This is a genomic window from Aromatoleum toluvorans (assembly GCF_012910905.1).
Classification (GTDB): Bacteria; Pseudomonadota; Gammaproteobacteria; order Burkholderiales; family Rhodocyclaceae; genus Aromatoleum; species Aromatoleum toluvorans.
The window spans coordinates 83,013-104,251 of record NZ_WTVN01000007.1 but is presented as its reverse complement, the minus strand read 5'-3'; the positions used below and the strand labels follow the sequence as shown (position 1 = coordinate 104,251).

The 21,239-nt window shown below is 66.3% G+C and carries 18 protein-coding genes; 9 read left to right on the top strand and 9 right to left on the bottom strand.

Translation table 11 applies throughout. The features are described 5' to 3' along the window. Positions 1 to 14: 14 nt before the first annotated feature. Both nuoN and GPA22_RS06845 read left to right on the top strand, forming a co-directional pair. Entirely contained in the window at positions 15 to 1,583 is a 1,569-nt protein-coding gene (gene nuoN, locus GPA22_RS06850; protein WP_169255355.1) for an NADH-quinone oxidoreductase subunit NuoN, read from the top strand. After that, complete coding sequence (locus GPA22_RS06845) at positions 1,561 to 2,148, top strand: NUDIX domain-containing protein (RefSeq protein WP_169255354.1); 588 nt, start codon at positions 1,561 to 1,563, stop codon at positions 2,146 to 2,148. Before nuoN ends, GPA22_RS06845 begins: the two co-directional genes overlap by 23 nt. A gap of 166 nt (positions 2,149 to 2,314) precedes the next feature. Here GPA22_RS06845 and GPA22_RS06840 read toward each other — a convergent pair whose 3' ends face one another. Then, positions 2,315 to 5,182 carry an adenosylcobalamin-dependent ribonucleoside-diphosphate reductase gene (locus GPA22_RS06840; RefSeq protein WP_169255353.1) on the bottom strand — a complete coding sequence of 956 codons (2,868 nt, stop codon included), beginning with the start codon at positions 5,180 to 5,182 and terminating at the stop codon, positions 2,315 to 2,317. A gap of 337 nt (positions 5,183 to 5,519) precedes the next feature. Between GPA22_RS06840 and GPA22_RS06835 the strand changes: the two genes are divergently transcribed. From GPA22_RS06835 to GPA22_RS06815, 5 genes are read left to right on the top strand one after another with little or no spacing between them, the layout of a single operon-like run. Then, positions 5,520 to 7,313 (top strand): NAD(P)H-dependent oxidoreductase subunit E, encoded by a 1,794-nt coding sequence (locus tag GPA22_RS06835; protein ID WP_169255352.1) that lies wholly within the window; start codon positions 5,520 to 5,522, stop codon positions 7,311 to 7,313. 2 nt (positions 7,314 to 7,315) lie between these two features. Further along, the gene (locus GPA22_RS06830) at positions 7,316 to 8,020 is read left to right on the top strand and encodes a 2Fe-2S iron-sulfur cluster-binding protein (protein ID WP_121429590.1); all 705 of its coding nucleotides are present in this window, start codon (positions 7,316 to 7,318) and stop codon (positions 8,018 to 8,020) included. Beyond that, positions 8,017 to 8,571: an NADH-quinone oxidoreductase subunit B family protein gene (locus tag GPA22_RS06825; RefSeq protein WP_169255351.1), complete on the top strand. Its 555-nt coding sequence runs from the start codon at positions 8,017 to 8,019 to the stop codon at positions 8,569 to 8,571. Before GPA22_RS06830 ends, GPA22_RS06825 begins: the two co-directional genes overlap by 4 nt. 8 nt (positions 8,572 to 8,579) lie before the next feature. After that, the gene (locus tag GPA22_RS06820; RefSeq protein WP_169255350.1) at positions 8,580 to 10,037 is read left to right on the top strand and encodes a Ni/Fe hydrogenase subunit alpha; all 1,458 of its coding nucleotides are present in this window, start codon (positions 8,580 to 8,582) and stop codon (positions 10,035 to 10,037) included. Beyond that, positions 10,030 to 10,548 carry a hydrogenase maturation protease gene (locus GPA22_RS06815; protein WP_169255349.1) on the top strand — a complete coding sequence of 173 codons (519 nt, stop codon included), beginning with the start codon at positions 10,030 to 10,032 and terminating at the stop codon, positions 10,546 to 10,548. Before GPA22_RS06820 ends, GPA22_RS06815 begins: the two co-directional genes overlap by 8 nt. On the opposite strand, the gene GPA22_RS06810 is transcribed toward GPA22_RS06815, so the two are convergent. From GPA22_RS06810 to GPA22_RS06780, 7 genes are all read right to left on the bottom strand, one after another. Next, entirely contained in the window at positions 10,503 to 11,366 is an 864-nt protein-coding gene (locus tag GPA22_RS06810) for an HDOD domain-containing protein (RefSeq protein WP_169255348.1), read from the bottom strand. The two genes, GPA22_RS06815 and GPA22_RS06810, sit on opposite strands and share 46 nt — an antisense overlap. A 22-nt stretch (positions 11,367 to 11,388) precedes the next feature. Beyond that, positions 11,389 to 12,201: a DUF2189 domain-containing protein gene (locus GPA22_RS06805; protein WP_169255347.1), complete on the bottom strand. Its 813-nt coding sequence runs from the start codon at positions 12,199 to 12,201 to the stop codon at positions 11,389 to 11,391. A gap of 63 nt (positions 12,202 to 12,264) precedes the next feature. Further along, positions 12,265 to 13,074, bottom strand: a complete 810-nt coding sequence (locus GPA22_RS06800; protein WP_169255346.1) for an alpha/beta fold hydrolase — start codon at positions 13,072 to 13,074, stop codon at positions 12,265 to 12,267. Between the two features lie 3 nt (positions 13,075 to 13,077). Beyond that, positions 13,078 to 14,382, bottom strand: a complete 1,305-nt coding sequence (locus GPA22_RS06795; RefSeq protein ID WP_169255345.1) for an O-acetylhomoserine aminocarboxypropyltransferase — start codon at positions 14,380 to 14,382, stop codon at positions 13,078 to 13,080. A gap of 37 nt (positions 14,383 to 14,419) precedes the next feature. Beyond that, a complete protein-coding gene (locus GPA22_RS06790) occupies positions 14,420 to 14,635 on the bottom strand; it encodes a DUF465 domain-containing protein (protein ID WP_169255344.1) in 216 nt (71 codons plus the stop codon). Between the two features lie 191 nt (positions 14,636 to 14,826). Next, positions 14,827 to 15,687, bottom strand: coding sequence for an HDOD domain-containing protein (locus GPA22_RS06785; protein ID WP_169255343.1), 861 nt, complete (start codon positions 15,685 to 15,687; stop codon positions 14,827 to 14,829). 121 nt (positions 15,688 to 15,808) lie between these two features. Continuing rightward, entirely contained in the window at positions 15,809 to 16,222 is a 414-nt protein-coding gene (locus tag GPA22_RS06780; RefSeq protein ID WP_169255342.1) for a GlcG/HbpS family heme-binding protein, read from the bottom strand. A 262-nt stretch (positions 16,223 to 16,484) separates the two neighbouring features. Between GPA22_RS06780 and GPA22_RS06775 the strand changes: the two genes are divergently transcribed. After that, entirely contained in the window at positions 16,485 to 18,500 is a 2,016-nt protein-coding gene (locus GPA22_RS06775) for a methyl-accepting chemotaxis protein (protein WP_169255341.1), read from the top strand. A 15-nt stretch (positions 18,501 to 18,515) separates the two neighbouring features. Here the strand turns inward: GPA22_RS06775 and GPA22_RS06770 are convergent, their stop codons facing one another. Further along, positions 18,516 to 19,538 carry a helix-turn-helix domain-containing protein gene (locus tag GPA22_RS06770; protein WP_211168979.1) on the bottom strand — a complete coding sequence of 341 codons (1,023 nt, stop codon included), beginning with the start codon at positions 19,536 to 19,538 and terminating at the stop codon, positions 18,516 to 18,518. A gap of 305 nt (positions 19,539 to 19,843) precedes the next feature. On the opposite strand from GPA22_RS06770, the gene GPA22_RS06765 reads away from it, so the two are divergent. Then, entirely contained in the window at positions 19,844 to 21,223 is a 1,380-nt protein-coding gene (locus GPA22_RS06765; RefSeq protein ID WP_169255340.1) for a DUF1329 domain-containing protein, read from the top strand. Positions 21,224 to 21,239: the final 16 nt, after the last annotated feature.

Sequence of the window (21,239 nt, the reverse complement as noted above, 5' to 3'; positions counted from 1 at the left end):
GGACTGGTCAGAAGATGAATTTCGTCGTTCCCGACTTCTACCCCGCCGCAGCCGAGATTCTCGTGGCTGTGATGGCACTGGTGATCATGTTGGCATCCACGTTTGCACGCCGGGTTGCCAGTGATCTCGCGTACGGGCTTACACAGCTCACCCTGGTGTTTGCAGCGCTCGTCTGCGTGCTTGTGAGCCCCAACCTGCTTGCGGCTGTCGCGGCGGTGATTTCCGAAGTGCCGCTGTTCGGCGTGCGGCTCGCCGAGATCGTGATGGGCCTCGCCGAGGGTTACGCGGCGAACGAGGTGGTTGCCACCTTCAGCGGGATGTTCATCGGCGACATGCTGGGCGGGCTGCTCAAGGTGTTTTCGCTGCTGGCAGTCTCGGTCGCGCTGCTTTACGGCCGGGGCTACCTTGCTGACCGCAAGGTCGATCGCCCCGAATACTATCTGCTGTCGTTGCTGATGAGCCTCGGCATGATGGTGATGATCAGCGCGAATCACATGCTGTCGTTGTACATGGGGCTCGAGATGATGTCGCTGTCCCTCTACGGGATGGTCGCCTTCGATCGCGAGTCCTCGCGTTCGACCGAAGCTGCGATGAAGTACTTCGTGCTTGGTGCGCTGGCCTCGGGTCTGCTGCTCTACGGCATGTCGATGATCTACGGTGCCACGGGCAGCCTCGAGCTCTCCGGCATTGCGCAGTCGATCTACCATCAGGCCGCGAACAAGACGGTCCTCGTGTTCGGTCTGGTGTTCGTTGTTGCCGGTGTTGCCTTCAAGCTGGGCGTCGTCCCGTTCCACATGTGGGTTCCCGATGTGTATCAGGGCGCACCGACCGCCGTCACGCTGATGATCTCCTCGGCGCCGAAACTGGCGGCGTTCGCGATGGCCATGCGCCTGCTGGTTTACGGTTTGTTCGAGCTCGCCGATCAGTGGCAGTCGATGCTGATGTTCCTGGCCGTTCTTTCGATCGTGCTTGGCAACCTGGCGGCGATCGCCCAGTCGAACATCAAGCGCATGCTGGCTTACTCCGGCATCTCGCACATGGGATTCGTGCTGCTGGGCCTTCTCGCCGGCGTGGTCGACGGCGATCGCAATTTCGCGCTCAACGCCTACAGCTCCGCAATGTTCTACGCGGTTTCCTACGTGATCATGAGCCTCGCCTCGTTCGGAATGGTCATCCTGTTGTCGCGCGCCGGTTTCGAGGCCGAGACCATCGACGACTTCAAGGGCCTGAACAAGCGCAACTCGTGGTTCGCCGCGCTGATGATGATCGTGATGTTCTCGATGGCGGGCATTCCGTTCTTCATCGGCTTCTTCGCCAAGCTGTCGGTCCTGCAGGCCGTGGTCGCTGCGGGATACGTCTGGCTGGCAGTGGTCGCGGTGTTGATGTCCGTGATTGGCGCGTTCTATTATCTGCGCGTCGTCAAGGTCATGTACTTCGACGAGCCGACCGATACGGCTCCGATCCGCGCGCAGGGTGAGGTGCGGTTCCTGCTGTCGGCCAACGGTCTGGCAATCGCGGTGCTCGGTCTCCTGCCGCAAGGCCTGATGTCCCTCTGCGCCTATGCGCTCCTCGCATCCCTCTGAGCGGGATCCTCTCGAAGAGATCCAGCTCGAGTCCAACCCGGTCTACGACGGTGTCCTGCTGAAGGTCCGTCGGGACCGGGTTTCGCTTCCTGATGGCGGCGAGTCGGTCCGGGAATACATCACGCACCCCGGTGCCGTTGTCGTCGTGCCCGTTCTTCCCGATGGGCAGTTGCTGTTCGAACGGCAGTTTCGCTACCCCCTTCGTCGCGCCTTCCTGGAACTTCCTGCGGGGAAGATCGATTCCGGCGAAGATCTTCTCGACTGTGCCCAGCGCGAGCTGCGTGAGGAAACGGGCTACATCGCCGGGCAATGGGAATATCTGGGTGTGATGCATCCGTGTATCGGGTACTCGGACGAGCGCATCGAGATCTATCTGGCACGTGAGCTGACCCACGTCGGCGATGCGCTCGACGATGGGGAATTTCTCGAGATCCTGAGTTTTCCGGTGGATGAGGTGATTCGGGCGGTTGCCGAAGGCGCGATCACCGATGGCAAGACGATCGCCGCGTTGTTCAGGGCGCTCCCGGCGCTCGGATTGTCGATCGGCGCCAAGTCACAGGACTGACGCTACGAAGGCCCTAGAAAGGTACCGTTGTGCTGCTCGGTCTTGTACTTCGGGTCAGGGCGGACGCTGAAGCCGTGGCGTGAGCGTCGGTGAGGGAGGCAATAAAAAACGCGAACCGTGGTTCGCGTTTTTTATTGGGGCGCCCCGCGGGGCGCCTTCAGGTCGATCACCCGCAGGTGCCGACGGCTCCGCATGCGGTGCAGAAGTCGCAGCCGTCCTTGCGGATGACGGAGTGGTTGCCGCATTCGCTGCACAGTCCGCCCTGCATGACCTTGGGGTCACTGTCTTCGCGCGGCGCTTCGAGGATGCCCATCTCCCGAACCGGGTAACCATGTTCGTCGAGCACGCCGAGCATCGCATAGCGGTGGATGATGAGCTGGGCCATGTATGCGACGGTGCTCGGGTAGTTCTGCTGGCGTTTGGTTCCGGGGACGAAGGCCATGAAGTCGCCGAGCGGCTCCGGGTAGTTCAGCAGCTTGCGCAGCTTCATGCCGATCCAGGCCGGATCCATGACGCGCATGTCGAGCGACAGGATGCGGGTCAGGCCGTCGAGGGCGCGCGGATAGTTGCCGGACAGCCATACCGAGTACGGACGCGTGACGCCGTCGGGGAGGGTGATTTCCTTCAGGCCGAGGACGAAGTCTTCGCCGGTGGCCGGGTTGGTGATATCCACCGTCCAGGACAGCGTGCCGTCGGTGCCGGTCTTGGGTTCCTGCAGGCTGAAGAGCGTATCGAGCACCGGCGTCGGCGCGTCACTCACCTCGAGGGCACCGAGTTTTTCGCAACGGTAGCGCACCACCTGGGCAAAGGCCGAGACGACGCCGGGGAACATGGTCTTCTCGCCGTGCGGCGGGAAGGGCATTTCGAAGGATTTTTCGCCGATCGTGCGGGCGAGGGTCTCGAGCTTGAGCTTGAGCCAGCCGCGGTCGTTGGCGCGCATGTCCATCGACAGTGTTTTTGCAACGGCGCCGAGGCCGCGCGGCTGGTCCGCGCCGTTGACCCAGACTTCGAACGGGAAGGTGCCGCCGTTGTTGCCGACCTGGCCGACGAAGAGCGCGAAGTCGCCGGTCGGGGTCCCGAGCATGTAGGTCCAGGCCATGTTCCCGTCCGGAAGCTCGGGGCGACCGGGCCAGCGCAGGCTGGACAGGACCGGGGCGGGGAGGCTCTTGATCGACAGGCGCTTGTTCGGGCCGGAGAGCTCGACGTCCTGCGGCTGTTTCTGCTCCGTGGAGGGCGCGACGGAGAGCACGGAACCGAGCACCGAGTTGGGGCGGTAGGTGGCGAGGCCCTTCAGGCCGGCTTTCCACGCGGAGAGGTAGAGATCCTCGAACTCCGTGTAGGGGTAGTCCTCGGGGACGTTCACCGTCTTCGAGATCGAGGTGTCGATGAAGGGCGCGACCGCGGCGACCATGTCCTTGTGGGCCTGTGCCGAGATCTCGAGGGCGGTGACGAAATAGGACGGCAGGCTGTCCATGTTGCCGCCGAGGTGCTTGTACAGACGCCATGCGTAATCCTCGACGGCGTACTCCTTGTACGTGCCGTCGGCCATGCGCTTGCGCCGGGTGTAGGTGTACGAGAAGGGCGGCTCGATGCCGTTCGAGGCGTTGTCCGCGAAGGCGAGCGAGATCGTGCCGGTCGGGGCGATCGACAGCAGGTGCGAGTTGCGCAGGCCGTGCTTGCGGATCTTGTCCTTGACCTCGTTGGGGAGGCGCGAGGCGAAATTGCCGCCGGACAGGTAGAGGTCGGCGTTGAAGAGCGGGAAGGCGCCGCGCTCCTTGGCGAGTTCGACGGACGCGAGGTAGGCGCGGTCGCGCATGTACTCGGAGATCTTGGCCGCGACGGCGCGGGCTTCGGGGCCGTCGTAGCGCTGGCCGAGCATGATCAGGGCGTCGCCGAGGCCGGTGAAGCCGAGGCCGACGCGGCGCTTCGATTGTGCTTCGTTTTCCTGCTGTTCGAGCGGCCAGTGCGTGACGTCGAGCACGTTGTCGAGCATGCGGATCGCAACATCAACGACCTTGCCGAAGGCGGCGTAGTCGAAGTCGGCCTTTTCGGTGAAGGGATTCTTCACGAAGGGCGTGAGGTTGATCGAGCCGAGGTCGCAGCAGCCGTACGGGGGGAGCGGTTGCTCGGCGCAGGGGTTGGTCGCCTCGATGGTCTCGCAGTAGTACAGGTTGTTGTCCTGGTTCATGCGGTCGAGGAACAGGATACCGGGCTCGGCGTGGTCGTACGTCGAGCGCATGATCTGGTCCCACAGTTCGCGGGCGCGCAGCTTGTGGTACACCCACAGGCCGTCGTCGCGCTGGTAGGCCCCCGCCGCCTTGAGGTCGTCGATCGGCTCGGCCTTGTGCGCGAGCTCGACATCGGTGTCGGTGTCGACGGCCTTCATGAAGGCGTCCGTGACGCCTACGGAGATGTTGAAGTTCGTCAGGTCGCCGTGGTCCTTGGCGTGGATGAACTCCTCGATGTCAGGGTGATCGCAGCGCAGCACCCCCATCTGGGCTCCGCGACGTGCGCCGGCGGATTCGACGGTCTCGCACGAGCGATCGAAGACGCGCATGTAGGACACGGGGCCGGAGGCGTTGGAGAGGGTGCCTTTGACGAGGGCGCCCTTCGGACGGATGCTCGAGAAGTCGTAGCCGACGCCGCCGCCGCGGCGCATCGTTTCGGCGGCCTGGGCGAGGGCGGTGTAGATGCCGGGACGGCCGTCCACGGCTTCGGAGACGGAGTCGCCGACGGGCTGGACGAAGCAGTTGATCAGCGTCGCCTGCAGCTTGGTGCCGGCCGCGCTGTTGATGCGGCCTGCGGGCACGAAGCCTTTTTCCTGCGCTTCGAGGAATTTCGCTTCCCAATGGGCGCGCTTGTCTTCGGCTTCGACCGCCGCGAGTGCGCGTGCGACGCGCGTGCGCACTTCGGCGACGGTCTGCTCGTCGTCCTTCGCGTATTTTTCGATGAGAACCTCGCCCGAGATTTCCTGGGGTGCGAGGGTCGAAGCGTCGGCCTTGCCTTTTGCCTGCGGATTGATCGTCGTGCTCATGGTCTTTTTCAGTGTGTGAGTCCGTTCGATTGGTGTGTGTTTCGGCGTGAAGAATAGCCTGTGGAGTCTGATTTTGCAAAAAAATAAAAGCACATAAAAACAAGTAGTTAAAAATTTAAACAGTATGTCAAGCGTGCGAATATCACTACATCTAGTAGCGCTTTTGGCTGGTCTGTGCGGCTGAAAGTCGCGCCGGCAAAGGGTTTGGGCTGTCGTTGGGTGTCGCGCAACGATTCGCGCGGCGGAGGCAGGAAATGTTTGCCCCTTTTGGGCGGGTGCGTGATGCAGTATCACTTGCTGCTAAAATTCTTGCAGAGAGCATGCTCCGGAGTTCGCTATGCATGATGCCGAGCGGGTAGCAGCACAGGCGGTCGAGCGCCATCGGCGCGAGCCGTCGCAACTGCTGCAGGTTCTTGTCGAAACGCAGGACGCCATTGGCTATCTGCCGGCGGCTGCGCTGACCCGCATCGCCGGCTTGCTGGAGTTGCCACGGTCGCGCGTCGAGGGCGTTGCCGGCTTCTACAGCTTCCTGCACACGGAGCCCGTCGGCCGTTTCCGCATCCTGTTTTCCGACAATATCATCGACCGGATGCTCGGCAGCCGTGCGTTGATGGAGCGCCTATGTCGCCGGTTGGGGGTGTCGCCGGGACAGGTGTCGCCGGGAGGCGAAGCGAGCGTCGATATCACGTCCTGTACCGGCATGGGTGATCAGGGGCCGGCGATCCTGGTGAATGGGGTGGCGGTGACGCGGCTCGACGAGGCGCGCGTGGAACGCATCGCGGCGCTGGTGCACGCGGGGACGCCGCTCGCCGCGTGGCCTGCGGAATTCTTCCGCGTCGATGACAACATCCGTCGCCGTGGCGCCTTGCTCGGCGCGGATTTCGTTCCCGGATCGGCCTTGCAGGCGGCGATGAAGCGCGGGCGGAATGGCTGGCTCGAGGAGATGCGCGTTTCGGGTCTGCGCGGGCGCGGCGGGGCGGGTTTCACGACGGCGGTGAAGTGGGGCGCGTGCCGCGATGCGCCGGGGGCCGACAAGGTCGTGGTCTGCAATGCGGACGAGGGAGAGCCGGGCACGTTCAAGGATCGCGTCCTGCTGGCCAGCCAGGCCGACCGGGTGATCGAGGGCATGACGCTGGCCGCGTGGGCGACCGGCGCGCGGCAGGGGCTGCTGTACCTGCGCGGCGAGTATCGCTATCTGTTGAAGCATCTGCGGGCGGTGCTGGCCGTGCGCCGCGCCGCGGGGCTGCTGGGAGCGCGGATCCTGGGCGAAAGCGGATTCGACTTCGACATCGACATCCACCTCGGCGCGGGTGCCTACGTGTGCGGCGAGGAAACGGCGCTGCTCGAATCGCTGGAAGGCAAGCGCGGGACGCCACGGATCCGGCCGCCGTTCCCGGTGACGCACGGTTACCTCGGACGCCCGACCGTCGTGAACAACGTCGAGACGCTCGCGAAGACGACGCTGATCGCGCTGCAGGGCGGGGCCGCATTCGCGGCGACGGGGACGCCACAGTCGACCGGCACGAAGCTGCTTTCGATTTCGGGCGACTGCGCGTACTCCGGCGTCTATGAATACCCCTTCGGCGTGACCATCGAGCATGTGCTCGAGGACTGCGGGGCGCACGATCCACAGGTCGTGCAGGTGGGAGGGGCGTCGGGGGTGACGATCGCGAGCCACGAGTTCCATCGGCGCATCGCGTTCGAGGATGTGCCGACGGCAGGGGCCTTCATGGTGTTCGACGGGAGGCGGGATCCGTTCGAGATGGCGCGCAACTTCGTGCATTTCTTTGCGCACGAGAGCTGCGGATTCTGTACGCCGTGCCGCGTCGGAACGGCCCTGCTCAAGGGCTACATGGACAAGCTCGCGAGCGGGAAGGGGGCGAAGATGGATCTGGCCGACATCGAGTGGTTGGACCGGCTGCTGAAGAATGCCAGCCATTGCGGGCTGGGGTCCAGCGCGCCGAATCCGGTGATCGACACGCTGCTCAAGTTCCGCCCGGCGTATGAGCGGCGCCTGGTATCGCTCGACTTCAAACCGGCGTTCGACCTGGATGCGGCGCTGGAGACCGCGCGCCGCATGACCGGTCGTGACGACCCGGCGGCGCATCTCGATAGGCGGGAGGAGGTGTAGCGATGGGCGGGACATTCCTGTTCGACGGGCAGCCGGTGCCGTTCGAGGACGGTCAGACGATTCTGCAGGCCGCGCGCGCGGCCGGACGCTACATTCCGCACCTGTGCTGGCACCCGGATTTCCCGCCGCACGGTTCGTGCAAGCTGTGCATCGTGAAGGTGGGCGGGCGTCACGTGTCGTCCTGCGCGCTGCCGGCGCGGGACGGCATGGAAGTGGAGAGCAATACGCCGGAGATCAATGGCGAGCGGCGGGCGCTGCTGCAGATGCTGTTCGTGGAAGGGAACCACTTCTGCCCGTCGTGCGAGAAGAGCGGCAACTGCCAGTTGCAGGCGCTGGCGTACGAACTGGACATGAGCAGCGCGCGCTTCGCGCATTTCTTCCCGGACCGGCCGGTCGATGCGTCGCATCCGGACGTGTTGCTCGACTTCAACCGCTGCATCTTCTGCGAGCTGTGCGTGCGGGCGTCGCGCGATGTGGACGGCAAGGGGGTGTTTGCGCTGACCGATCGCGGCATTCACAAGCATCTGGTCGTGAATGCGGAGTCGGGGCGGCTCGCCGACACGGACTTCGCGGTGACCGACCGGGCCGCGGATATCTGTCCCGTGGGCGTGATCCTGCGCAAGCGGGTGGGGTTCGCCGTACCGATCGGCGAGCGCAAGTACGATCGGGCGTCGATCAGCACGGTCGCGATGGAGAAGGGCGAATGAGCGACAGCATCCCCATGCCGCGCGTGCGCGTTGCGACGACTTCGCTGGCCGGTTGCTTCGGCTGCCACATGTCGTTTCTCGACATGGACGAGCGCCTGCTCGACCTCGCTAAGGTCGTCGAGTTCGACCGCTCGCCGCTGACCGACATCAAACATTGCGGGCCTTGCGACATCGGGCTGATCGAGGGCGGCGTGTGCAATGCGGAGAACGTCCACGTCCTGCGCGAGTTCCGGCGCAACTGCAAGACGCTGGTGGCGGTGGGGGCCTGTGCGATCAATGGCGGGCTGCCGGCGCAGCGCAATCATCTCGACCTGGGCGACTGCCTGCAGCAGGTGTACGTGAAGCGCGACGGGGTCGAGGACGGGGGCGTTCCCGACGATCCCGAGTTGCCGCTGCTGCTCGACCGCGTGCACCCGATCCACGAGGTCGTGCGGGTCGATTACTTCATTCCGGGATGCCCGCCTTCGGGCGACGCGATCTGGACCTTCCTGACCGACCTGATCGGCGGTCGCACGCCGCGCCTGCCTCACCCTTTGCTGCATTTCGATTGAGGTCTTGCATGGATTCGCTTGAAACGGCCGCCGACAGGGAGCGCCTGCGACGGGTGGTGATCGACCCGGTGTCGCGGGTCGAAGGGCACGGCAAGGTGACGCTGCTCCTCGACGAGGAGGATCACGTGCGCGAGGCGCGGCTCCATATCGTGGAATTCCGCGGCTTCGAGGTGTTCATCCAGGGGCGTCCGTACTGGGAAGTCCCGGTGATGGTGCAGCGCCTGTGCGGCATCTGCCCGGTCAGCCATCACCTCGCGGCGTCGAAGGCGATGGACTGCGTCCTCGGCGCGCGGATCACGCGCTCGGCCGAGAAGCTGCGGCGCCTGATGCACTACGGCCAGATCCTGCAGTCGCACGCCTTGCACTTCTTCCACCTGTCCTCGCCGGACCTGCTGTTCGGCTTCGATTCCGAAGTGGGCAAGCGGAACATCGTCGGGGTGGCCGCGGCGCACCCGGAGGTCGCGCGCCAGGGGGTGCTGCTGCGGAAATTCGGGCAGGAGGTGATCCGGGCGACCGCCGGCAAGCGCATCCACGGTACCGGCTCGGTGCCGGGCGGAATGAACCGGCACCTCGCAGTCGAGGACCGCGACGCGCTGCGTGCGGACATCGATCGGATGGTCGAGTGGAGCCGCACGGCGGTCGCGCTGGTGAAGCAGCTGCACCAGGCCGATCCCGCGCTGTATGACGAATTCGGGCGATTCCCGGCCAAGCTGATGAGCCTGGTGCGAGCGGATGGCGGGATGGACCTGTATCACGGGGCGCTGCGCTTTCGCGATGCGGATGGAAAGATCCTGCTCGATCAGGTGCCGGATCAGGCCTACCGCAGCGTGATCCGGGAGCAGGTGAAGCCGTGGAGCTACATGAAGTTCCCTTACCTGGAGCAGCTGGGACCGGAGGAGGGCTGGTACCAGGTCGGGCCGCTTGCGCGGGTGCAGAACTGCGACTTCATCCCGACGCCGCTGGCAGAGTCGGAGCGGCTCGAGTTCATCGATTACGGCAAGGGCGAGCCGGTCAGGGCGACGCTCGCGTATCACTGGGCGCGGATGATCGAGATGCTGCACGCGGCCGAGGTGATCCGCGATCTGCTGGGCGACGGGGATTTGCTCGAAGGGCCATTGATGGGGGACGGCGTGCGCGGAAACGAGGGCGTCGGCATCATCGAGGCGCCGCGCGGAACCCTGATCCATCATTATCAGGTTGGTGACGACGACCTCGTGACGATGTGCAACCTGATCGTGTCGACAACCCACAACAATCAGGCGATGAATACGGCCGTGCGGGAGGTGGCGCGCCGCTACCTGGACGGGCGGAAGCTGACCGAGGGGCTGCTCAATCACATCGAGGTGGCGATCCGCGCCTACGATCCGTGCCTGTCCTGCGCGACCCATGCGCTGGGCAAGATGCCGCTGGTGCTGGAGCTGGCGGCGGCGAACGGCGAGGTGCTGGACCGGGTGGTGCGTGACTGATCCGGTGAGGCTGGTCGTTTTCGTCACCGGCAACGAGTCCCGCGGCGACGACGCTGCAGGGCCGGCCTTGCTGCACGCGTTGGAGTCCGAACTGCCGCCGGGGGTCCGGGTCGTTCATGATTTCCAGCTCCAGGTCGAGCATGCGCTGGAGTTGCGTGATGCGGACCTGGCGCTGTTCATCGACGCGGCGTGCGGCCTGCAGGCGCCCTTCGGGTTCGCGGAGCCGGATGGCGGCGTCCCCGTCGCGAGCTTTTCGCACGCGCTTGCGCCTTCCGCCATCCTGGCAGTATTCCGGCGTATCGAGGGGCGCGAGCCGCCGCCGGCTTTCATCCTGGGCGTCCGCGCGGAGCGGTTCGAACTGGGTGAGGGGCTGTCGGAACAGGCCGCGGAGGGGGTGGTGCAGGCGCTGGCCTTTGCGCGCGAACTGCTGCGCGAACCCGACGCCGGGCGGTGGCGCAGCCTGATTCAGGCGCGCGCGTTGCCGAGGTTGGGGAAAAACAGCGCGGTGTAGGCGGAAAGGTCGAGTTCGGCGCTTTCGCGGATGCGCCGCAGGCTGGCCGGTTCCATGTCCAGCAGCGACCAGATCACGGGGGCGATGCGCTCGGCGGCGGCCGTGCTGGATTCGTTTTCCTGATCGGCCTCGGCGATGCGCGCAGCCACGTGCACCATGGCCGCTTCATAGACATAGTCGCCGGCAAGGCGCGGGTTGCCCTGCGCGCCGATGATGTCGACGAAGGTCGTCGGCAGGCGCCACTGTGCCATCAGGGCGGCCCCCACCTCCGCATGGTCGCAGCCGGCGATGCGGCGTTCGACCTCGTGCAGCGGTTCGCGGTTGGCGGTGGCGACGGTGCGCGCTTCATGCGTGAGTTCGGGAATCGTCTGGTACATGACCAGGTGCCCGATGTCGGACAGTAGCCCGATCACGAACAGCCGCTCGACGCCGATCATCCCCTGGTTTCGTCCGATCTCGCGTGCGGCCAGCCCGCGCATGACGCTGCCGCGCCAGAAGCGGGGCATGTCGAGGTGCTGCGGCGCGAACAGGGAGAAGGCATCGCTGGCCGAAATGGCGAGCACGAGGTCGTGTACCTGCTGGATGCCGAGGATCGTCACCGCGCGCGTGATGGTGTCGATCCTGCCGCCGTAGCCGTAGAAGGCGCTGTTGGCGAGGCGCAGCAGGCTGGAGGAGATCGCGGGATCCGCGCTGATGGCGTGGGCCACGCTCGTTGCCGATCCGGTCGGGGCGTCGAGTTCGTCGCGGATGTGCAGGTATACCGTCGGCAGTGACGCGAGCGTAACGACGTTGGCAACGAGTTCCTGGGCAGAATGCATGGCAAGGTCTGGTGAAGCGCCGTCAGCGTGTGGGTGCGGGGGACGAGGTGTCCGCCGCAGGTGCGACAAGATCCCGGTAGGCGTGCCAGCTTGCGTGACCGACGACGGGCATCAATACCACCAACCCTAAATGAAAGCTGAGAAAGCCGATCAAAGTCAATATGACGATGATCGATGCCCACACGAGCATGGCGCCGGGATTGCGGGCGAGGGCGGCGATGCTGGCGAGCATCGAGGTTATCGCGTCCTGGTCGCGGTCGAGCATCAGCGGGACGGAAATCACGCTCGCAGCGAACACGATGCACGCGAACATCAGGCCGACACCGAAGTACACGAGCAGGAATTCGAGATTTTCGAACGCCACCAGCTGATTCAGGAAGCCGCTGAGGTTGGGGAGCTCGTTGGTGTAGAAGAGCGCGAAGATGACGAGCGAGGCGCGGGCCCAGACGAGGAAAATCACGCCGAGAACGATGGCGAAGATGCCGATGTTGCCGGCGTTGCGCCGCCACACGGCGAGGGCGGGGAGCAGGGCGCAGGCCCGCCCCTGTTCACGTTGCCGGCTGAGCTCGTACAGCCCCATCGCCAGGAAAGGGCCGAGCAGGAGGAAGCCCGAGGTCATCGCCGCGGTGTATTCGTAGGCGTGCTCGAACACCATCGTGACGAGAAGGCCCATCGCCGCGAAACAGAAGCCGAAGAAGAGGCTGGGGATGGGGCAGGCGCGGAGGTCGCCGATTCCGCGGCCGATCCAGCGCAAGGGGGCGCCCGCATCGACTTCGCGGACCGTGGGGAACACCGGACCTTCTGCTGCCGTACCCGTATCGATCTGCTGCGACATGTCTCTCTCCTGTTGGGGGGATCTTGTCGTGCGGCAGCGAACGGGGCTTCTCTGTCGTTGTTCCTATGTGGTGGTGAGAAAGCCTCGCATGGCATCGCCGACCGCATCGGGCGCTTCGGCCATCATCGCATGACCCGCGCCTTTGATGACTATCATACGCGCACCGCCGGGAACGTTGGCCAGTGCTTCCTGCAAGGGCTTGACGGCCTTCCGGGGCGTCATCTGGTCGCGCTCGCCGCATAGCATCGCGCAGGGAACGCGGATGCGGCCTGCCGCTTCGAGGCCGCCCTGGTAGGCGTTGCAGGCGGCGAGGTCGTTGGCGAGCACGCCGTCGCGCTGGCGCTCCATCAGGCGCAGGTTGAGGCCGGTGAGCGAGACGCCGGGGACGGGGCTCGCGCCGAGCTGCGAGGCGGGCGTGTAGGACCACTGGTTGATCATCGCGTGCGCGCTATCGCGCGTGCGCGCGGCGGCTTCGAGCAGCGGTGGCGCCACGGGCATGGGGGCGACGCTGCCGAGGAGGATGAGCTTCGTGATGCGTGCGGGAGCCTGCGCGGCCGCCTGGAGCGCGACGAGCGAGCCCATGCTGTGGCCGGCGAGGGCTGCGTGCACGACGCCGGCGGCGTCGAGCAGGGACTCGATCCAGTCCGCCAGGGCTTCGATGGTGGGCAGCGGGGCGCCTTGCGAGCGCCCGTGCCCGGGCAGGTCGGGGGCGAGGACGGAGAAGCCGTGGTGCGCGAGCTGGCGCGCCTGGTAGTTCCACACGCTGTGGTCGTGACCGGCGCCGTGGACCAGGACCACGACGGCCTGGCGGCGATCGAAGGGGCGCCCGCCGGTGTAGACGTAGGCGGGTGTGTCGTTGACGCTCAGTTCCATGGCTTAACCCTGCACGACGCGGCTGGCGGCGTACAGGCCGCGGTTGAGGTCCTCGATGAGGTCGTCGACGCTTTCGAGTCCGACCGACAGGCGCACGGTGCCTTCGCCGATGCCCGCGGCCGCGAGGTCCTGCGCGGACATGCGGAAGTGGGTGGTGCTGGCGGGGTGGATCACCAGGGACTTGGCGTCGCCGACGTTGGCGAGGTGCGAGAACACGCGCAGGCCTTCGATGAAGGCGCGACCGGCGGCGCGGCCGCCCTGGAGTTCGAAGGACAGCACCGAGCCGGCGCCGTCGGGCAGCAGGCGGGCGGCGAGCGCGTGATCCGGATGGCTGGCGAGCCCCGGCCAGGCGACGTGCGCGACGAGCGGGTGGGCTGCGAGGTGTTCGGCGACCGCGCGCGCGTTGGCGACGTGGGCGCGCATGCGCAGCGGCAGGGTTTCCATCCCCTGCAGGATCTGGAAGGCGTTCATCGGCGACAGGCAGGCGCCGAAGTCGCGCAGGCCTTCGCGCCGCGCGCGCAGCAGGAAGGCGGCGACGGGCGATTCCTCGGCGAAATCCATGCCGTGGAAGCCGTCGTAGGGTTCGGTGAGCGTCGGGAAGAGGCCGGAGGCTTCCCAGTCGAAGCGCCCGCCGTCGACCAGCAGGCCGCCGACCGCGACGCCGTGGCCGCCGAGGAACTTGGTCGCGGAGTGCAGCACGAGGTCGGCGCCGAGCGCGAGCGGGCGCTGCAGGCAGGGGGTGACGAGGGTGGCGTCGACCAGCAGCGGGACGCGATGGGCGTGGGCGATGCCCGCGATGGCGGGAATGTCGAGCACGTCGAGGCCGGGATTGCCGAGCGATTCGCCGAAGAACAGGCGCGTTTCGGGGCGCACTGCGGCGCGCCAGGCGTCGGGGTTGCGCGGATCGACGAACGTGGTGGTGATGCCGAAGCGCGGCAGCGTGTAGGCGAGCAGGTTGTGCGAGCCGCCGTAGAGGGCGTGCGAGGCGACGATATGGCCGCCGGCGCCCATCAGGGTGGTGATCGCGAGATGCAGCGCGGCCTGTCCGCTCGCGACGGCGATCGCGCCGATGCCGCCTTCGAGGGCCGCGATGCGTTCTTCGAGCATCGCATTGGTCGGGTTCGAGATGCGCGTGTAGACGTGGCCGGGGCGTTCGAGGTTGAACAGCGCGGCGGCGTGGTCGGCGTCCGGAAAAACGTAGCTCGTCGTGAAGTAGATGGGGGCTGCGCGGGCGCCGAAGGCGGGGTCGGGTGACTGGCCCGCGTGCAGGGCGAGCGTTTCGGGGCCGAAGGTCCTGGGTTGGGTCATCTGTCGTGCGGCTTTCTGTCCTTGGCGCGGGCGAGGCTCAGGCCAGTTCGTTGGGGTCAAGCATGCGCTGGATGACGGCGATGCGGTCCTTGAGCGCGAGCTTGCGCTTCTTGAGGCGGCGCAGCAGCAGTTCGTCTTCCTGCGGGGAGTCCTGCAGACGCGAGATGGCGTCGTCGAGGTCGCGGTGCTCGTTGCGGAGCTCCGTGAGCCGGATCTGCAGGCTGGTGACTTGGTCGAAGGCTTCTTCGGTCATCGGGTACCTGCTCAAGCTGGGCGTATGCACGCCGTTGGAGGGACGGTCGAATCGTTAATGTTATGCGCCGCGCGGCGCGATGACAACTTGCTGTGCAGCGTGCCGGTGCAAACCGTTGAACAATGCCCCGAATCGTCGATCGACCGGCCGCCCGCAGCCGTCCGGGGGCGGCCCTGACGCGTGCCGGGGCGTCAGTTGCAGAGGGCCGCGAGGATCAGCTGGCGGGCGTCCCGGGCGGAGTCGAGGAGCTGGTCGAGCTTTTGCCGGTCGATGCCGTGCAGGGCCGCGTCGCGGAGGCCGGCGCGGTGATCCAGCCCGAGGAGCTTGTCGAAGGGATTGGGCGTTTCCACCGCAAGGCTCGCAACGAAAAGGACGTCCGCGACGTTTGCGGGGGGCCAGGAGCCGCCGTAGGGGTTGCTGCAGTCGAAGGCGTCGAGGATGGTTTCGGGAAGCTCGAACACTTCGAGCACGGCCTTGCCGACGGGGGCGCTCCAGGTGGTCACGAACTCGGCGAAACGGGGCAGGTTGTCTTCGAGCGCGGGGTAGTCGGCGGCACGGGCGAGCAGCAGGAACTGGCCGATGTCGGCCATCATGCCGGCGAACATCGCGGTGTCGGGATTGACCGCGCGCAGTTCGCGGGCGAGGGCGTGGGACCAGGCGGCGACGTCGACCGAATGCATCCACAGCCCGGAGGCGATGGTGCGCATCTTCTGCGAGCGGTGGTCCTGGGCGAGCTGCTCGGCGGCCACCGCGAAGGCGAGGCAGCGCAGCGAGGCAAGGCCGATGCGGCGGACGGCATCGGCGACGTTGGTGATCTGGCTGGCGTAGGGGTTGAGCGCGACGGCGTTTGCCATGCGCACGGTCTTGGCGCCGAGCACCGGCTCGGTCTTTGCGACCGCGGCGATCTCCTCGAGCGAGGAGGCCGGGCTGTCGGCGAGCCGCTTGATGCGCAGCGAAACGTCCATGGCGGTGGGAAAGCTGAGACGCCCGTCGGCGATCTCGGCTTCGATCCGGTCGCCGAAGGCGCGTGCCTGAGCGTCGAAGTCCTTCATGGCGATTCCCGATAAACATTGATCATACAAGTTTACCGTGCCTTCGCGCCGGCCGGGCGGTCGCTGCGAAGGATCGAGGGCGGGGCGGGGCGCGCTCCGGTCCGGACCCCGCCCCCTTTCGTCAGAGGCTGCAGGAGGCGCCGATTGCCGTGACGCCGGCACGCGCGATCTGCGCGTCGTCGGAGGACTTCACCCCCGAAACGCCCACGGCGCCGATCACTTCGCCGCCCGCAACGATCATCTCGCCGCCTTCGAGCGGCGTGACGGGCAGCCCGAGGCCGGCGAAGCGGCCGTTGTTCACCATGTCCTCGATGGCCTTGCTGGGCTTGCGCATCATGACGCAGGTGCGGGCCTTTTCGGGCGCGACATAGGCGCTCGACGGCGGCGCATTGTCGAGGCGCTGCAGCCACAGCAGGTGGCCCCCTTCGTCGCAGATCGCGATCGTGACCGCCCAGCCGTTGCGCAGGGCTTCGGTTTCCGCTGCCGCGGCGATCTTGCGCGCATCGTCGAGGGTCAGGACCTGGCGGGTCTTCATCTTGGGTGTCTCCGTTGAGCAAAAAGGGCGCAATTTTGCCGCGGGCGAAGGTTTTGGAAAAGCCCGCGCCGGAAGCGGGGCGCCGGCGAAGGCCGGACGCGTCACGACGGCATGCCCTGTCGGCGCAATCTTGATGCAGATCACGTACTCGGACGGTCTATCCCGATACGCTGGCGGGAAAATGCCCGCTCCAGTGCCGATGGGGCACGACGGATGCCCGGTGGCGCTCCGGCGGCGTGCGGGAATGTCCGTGGAGAAGATCGTGAAAGTGGTTTTTGCGCCGGCCGTGGGGCTGATGAACCGCTGCAGCTACCCGGTGAAATTCGGCCTGCTCGGGCTGATCATCGCGGTGGCATTTGCCAGCCTGATGCTGACGCTCGCACGCCAGTTGAATGCGACGATCGAGCGGACGGAGCGCGAGCTGGTCGCTTCCGGTCTCGTGCGGCCGATATCGAAGGCGGTCGAACTGGTCCAGCAGCATCGCGGCCTGTCCTCGGCGGTGCTCGGCGGGCTGGAGAGTGCGAAGGCGACGCGTGCGGACAAGGCGGTCGAGGTCGATCATGCCTTCGAGACGCTGGAGGCGGCGCTGCCGCAGGCGTTGCGCAAGAGTGACTGGAGCGACATCCGTTCGCGCTGGAACGGATTGGCGCGGGACGGGCTGAAGCTGGATCCGGCCGAGAACATCCGGACGCATACGCGGCTGATCCAGAATCTGCTGGATTTCCAGATTGCGGTCGCGGACGAGTACGGCCTGACCTTCGATCCGCAGCAGGACAGTTACTACCTGATGTCGACGGCGGTGATCCGCACGCCCTACCTGCTCGAGCGCATCGGCCGGCTGCGCGCCAAGGGGGCGGGAGCGCTCGCGCGCGGCACGATCGACGAGGCGGGCAAGCTCGACGTGAGCGTGCTCGCGGGCGACGTGAGCGAGGCGGTGGGCGATCTCGAGTCCAACATCCGCAAGATCGTCGCGCAGCGGCCCGATCTCGCACAGCGGCTGGAGTCGTCGTTCGCGGAAATGACCGGCAAGCTCGCGACCGTGAACGGCGTGGTGCGCCAGATCCAGGCGGGCGATCTGCAGAGCACTGCGGCGTCGGCATACTTCGGGATGGCCACCGAGGCGATCACCGTGGGCTACAGGCAGATGAACGAGATCCTGCTGCCGACGCTCGACGAGCTGCTGCGGCACCGCATTGCCGAGGCCCGGCGCGTGCTGTACTTCAACATCGCCGTGCTGGTGGTCGTCGCGGTCGCGATCGCCTACCTGGCGATCGGGGTGTATCTGTCGATCATGGGCAGCGTGAAGCGGCTTGCCGACGGCAGCCACCGGCTGGCGGCGGGCGATCTGACGACCGCGATCCGGCTGCAGGCGCGCGACGAACTGCACATGATTGCCGACGGCTTCAACGACATGGCCGCGACGATGTGCCGCCTGATCACGAGCATCCAGAGCAATTCCGGGCAGGTCGCGGAGACGGCGCGCGGCATGGTGGAGTCGGCACGCCAGATCGACGCGGCTTCGCAGCGGCAGAGCGAGGCGGCGTCGAGCATGGCGGCGGCGGTAGAGGAGATGACGGTGGGCATCGACCACATCGCCGGCAACGCGAGCAGCGCCAACGAGCTGGCGCGGCGCTCGGGCAGGCTGTCGGGCGAAGGGGGCGAGATCGTCGAGTCGGTGGTCGCCGATATCGGGGAGATCGCGCGCGCGGTGTCCGGCTCGGCCGATACCATTGCCGAGCTGGACCGGAGTTCGGAACGGATTTCGGCAATCGTGAATGTGATCAAGGAGATCGCCGACCAGACCAATCTGCTGGCGCTGAACGCGGCGATCGAGGCCGCCCGTGCGGGCGAGCAGGGGCGCGGCTTTGCGGTGGTGGCGGACGAGGTGCGCAAGCTCGCCGAACGCACGACGCAGTCGACGCAGGAGATCGCGCAGATGGTCGGGGCGATTCAGCGCGATGCGCGCGGTGCCGTGGACAGCATGCAGGGCGGCGTGACACAGGTGAACAGCGGCGTTGCGCGCGCGCAGGAGGCGGGGGCTGCGATGGCGAGCATCCGCGACGAAGCCGGCCGGGTCGTGGAGACCGTGTCCGAGATCTCCGATGCGCTGCGCGAGCAGAGCGTGGCGTCGACGGAGATTGCACGCAACGTCGAAACGATCGCGCGCATGGCCGAGGAGAACAGTGCGATTGCCGTCGAGAGCCACCAGACGGCGGATCGGCTCGAGAGCCTCGCGGCGCAGTTGCTTGCGGACGTGGGCCGCTTCAAGGTGGCCTGAGCGCGCCGCTTCCGCCTATGCGTGAGGGGCGGGCGCCGGCTGGCGTAGCGTCTCCGAAGGCAGTTCGCCGAACATCGAACGGTAGTCCGACGCGAAGTGCGAGAGGTGCCAGAAGCCCCAGCGCGCGGCGATGTCGGCGATCTGGTGGCTGGCGGGGTCGGCGTTCTTGAGTTCGCGGCGCACGCCGTTCAGGCGCAGCGCCCGCAGGAAGCTGACGGGGTTGAGGTTGAGGATGTCCTGGAAGCTGTACTGCAGCGTGCGGCGCGATACGCGCAACTCGGTGCACAGGTCGGCGACGGTGATGGGTTCGTCGATGTGGCTGCGCATGTATTCGCGCGCGCGATCGACGATCAGCTGGCGGGCGCGGCACGGTGTCGCCGGGCGCGGAGTGTCCTCGCGCGGCGTGATCGCGGCGACGATGCTGCCGTAGATCGCCTGTTCGAGGCCCTTGCGCATCTGCGGATGGCGCAGCAGGTCCGGGGTGGCTTCGAGGCTGGCGAGCACCGTGAGGAGGAAGCCGCGCAATGCTCCGGCCTGGTCGGCGGTCGCCGGGATGACGCGGCGCTTGCCGATTTCGGCTTCGATGTCGCGATGTTCGACGCGCAGGGCGTAGTCGGTGAAGGCCGCGACGTCGGTCGTCACGGCGACGATGTCGTGCAGGCGGGGGGTGCGGTAGTCGAGGTCTTCTCCCCCCTTGAGCGTGACGATGGAGTCGAGTTCACACGGTTCGCCGCAGTACCAGCCGGCGCCGTCGATTTCCACGGGTACGCCGATCGTGCGCGAGCCTTCCCACGAGCTGCCGACTTCGTGCACGACCTGGTTGGTCCGTTCACGGAAGACCTGCACGTTGTCGAACCAGAATTCGTCGAAGCGCCCCGTGAAGGAACCGGCCGAAAGCTGGTCGTAGCGCTGATTCCAGTGTTGCAGGCAGGCTGCGTGGTCGTCTGCGTCGCGTGTGTCGAGGTGCACGACGGAATACGCGTCGTCGCCCGCGGTGCGCGTGCTCCGGTCGCGCCCGGCGAGGATGTGGGCATCCATTTTCCGATTGTCTCCTCACCGGAAAGTGCGATTAATTGTAGTTATGAGCATTGTTATTGTTTGAAAGACACTAATACAAAAGTGACACACGGGACAATGAAATTTTTCTAATGATCTGCGAGCGTTGTCGTTCGGGACGAACTCCCGGGCCTCACGGGTGCGGATTGCCGATTTCGGATAACGGTCTGCGAAAGGCGCTTCCTACAATCGACGCCATCGGTTGCAGGTCGGCGCGTGCGCCGGCCGTGACGACCGGACAAGAAGCCGGCCAAACGGCACATCACATCAAGTGAGGAGACGACAACATGACCACAAGGACCAGGAGGTCGCCTGGCCTCGCGCTCGTTTGCATGACCGTTGCAGCCGTGCTGGGCAACGGTGCTGCGCGGGCGGCGGCGACCGAGGCGGAGGCGGCGACGCTGGGCAAGAGCCTGACGCCGGTGGGTGCGGAGCAGGCGGCGAGCAAGGACGGCGCGATTCCGGCGTGGACCGGCGGGATGACGCAGGTGCCGGCGGGGTGGAAGCCGGGGCATCTGGATCCGTTCAAGGACGACAAGCCGCAGTTCTCGATCGACGCGGGCAACGTCGACAAGTACGCGGACAAGCTCTCGGCCGGCCAGATCGCGCTGATCAAGGCCTACAAGGGCTATCGCATGGACGTGTATCCGAGCCGGCGCAGCTGTCCGGTGCCGGATTTCGTTGCCACGCAGACGAAGAAGAACGCCACGGCGGCGAAGCTGGGGGCGGATGGCTGGCAGCTCGAGCAGGTGTTCGGCGCGGGCGTGCCGTTCCCGGTGCCGAAGTCGGGTGCCGAGGTGATGTGGAACTACAAGCTGCGCTACACCGGGCTCGGCCGGCGGGCGCAGATCTCGGCGCTGATGCCGGAGAAGGACGGCAGCTACGTCGAGAACAAGCAGTGGGCGTACGAGATGTACCCGTTCAACGACCCGAAGGTGACCGGGCCGGCGGACGTGGGCGGGGTGGAGTCGAAGCTGCTGTACGACGTGCTGACGCCGCCGTCGCGCGCGGGTGAGGGCTACCTGATCCACGCCTACATCGACAAGCCGCAGGACGCGTGGATCTACTTCCCGGGCCAGCGCCGCGTGCGCCGGTCGCCGACCTTCGCCTACGACAACCCGATCGCCGGTTTCGACAACCTGTACTTCGTCGACCAGATCAACATGTTCACGGGCGCGCTGGACCGCTACGACTACAAGCTGGTGGGCAAGAAGGAGATGTACGTGTCGTACAACTCCTACCGGCTGATCGACAAGAAGCAGAAGTTCAAGGACATGCTCGGGCCCGAGTACGTGAAGCGCGAGCTGATGCGCTACGAGCCGCACCGCGTGTGGGTCGTGGAGGCGACGGTGAAGGCCGACAAGCGCCATTCCTTCGCGAAGCGGGTGTTCCACTTCGACGAGGATTCGTGGGCGCTGCTGCAGGTCGATATGTACGACGCCAAGGGCAACCTGTGGCGCGTGCAGGAGGGCAGCCTGTGGGCGGCGCCGGACGTGGGGGCGTGCATGGCGTACGAGACGCAGATGTATGACCTCATCGCGCGCCGCTACGTGGTCGACAACTGGACTGCCGAGGGCGAGGTGCTGGACCTGACCGCGGCCAAGGATGGCCGCATCACGGCGGGCAACTTCACGCAGGACGAAATGCGCCGCCGCGGCGAGCGCTGACCCCGACTCCACCAAG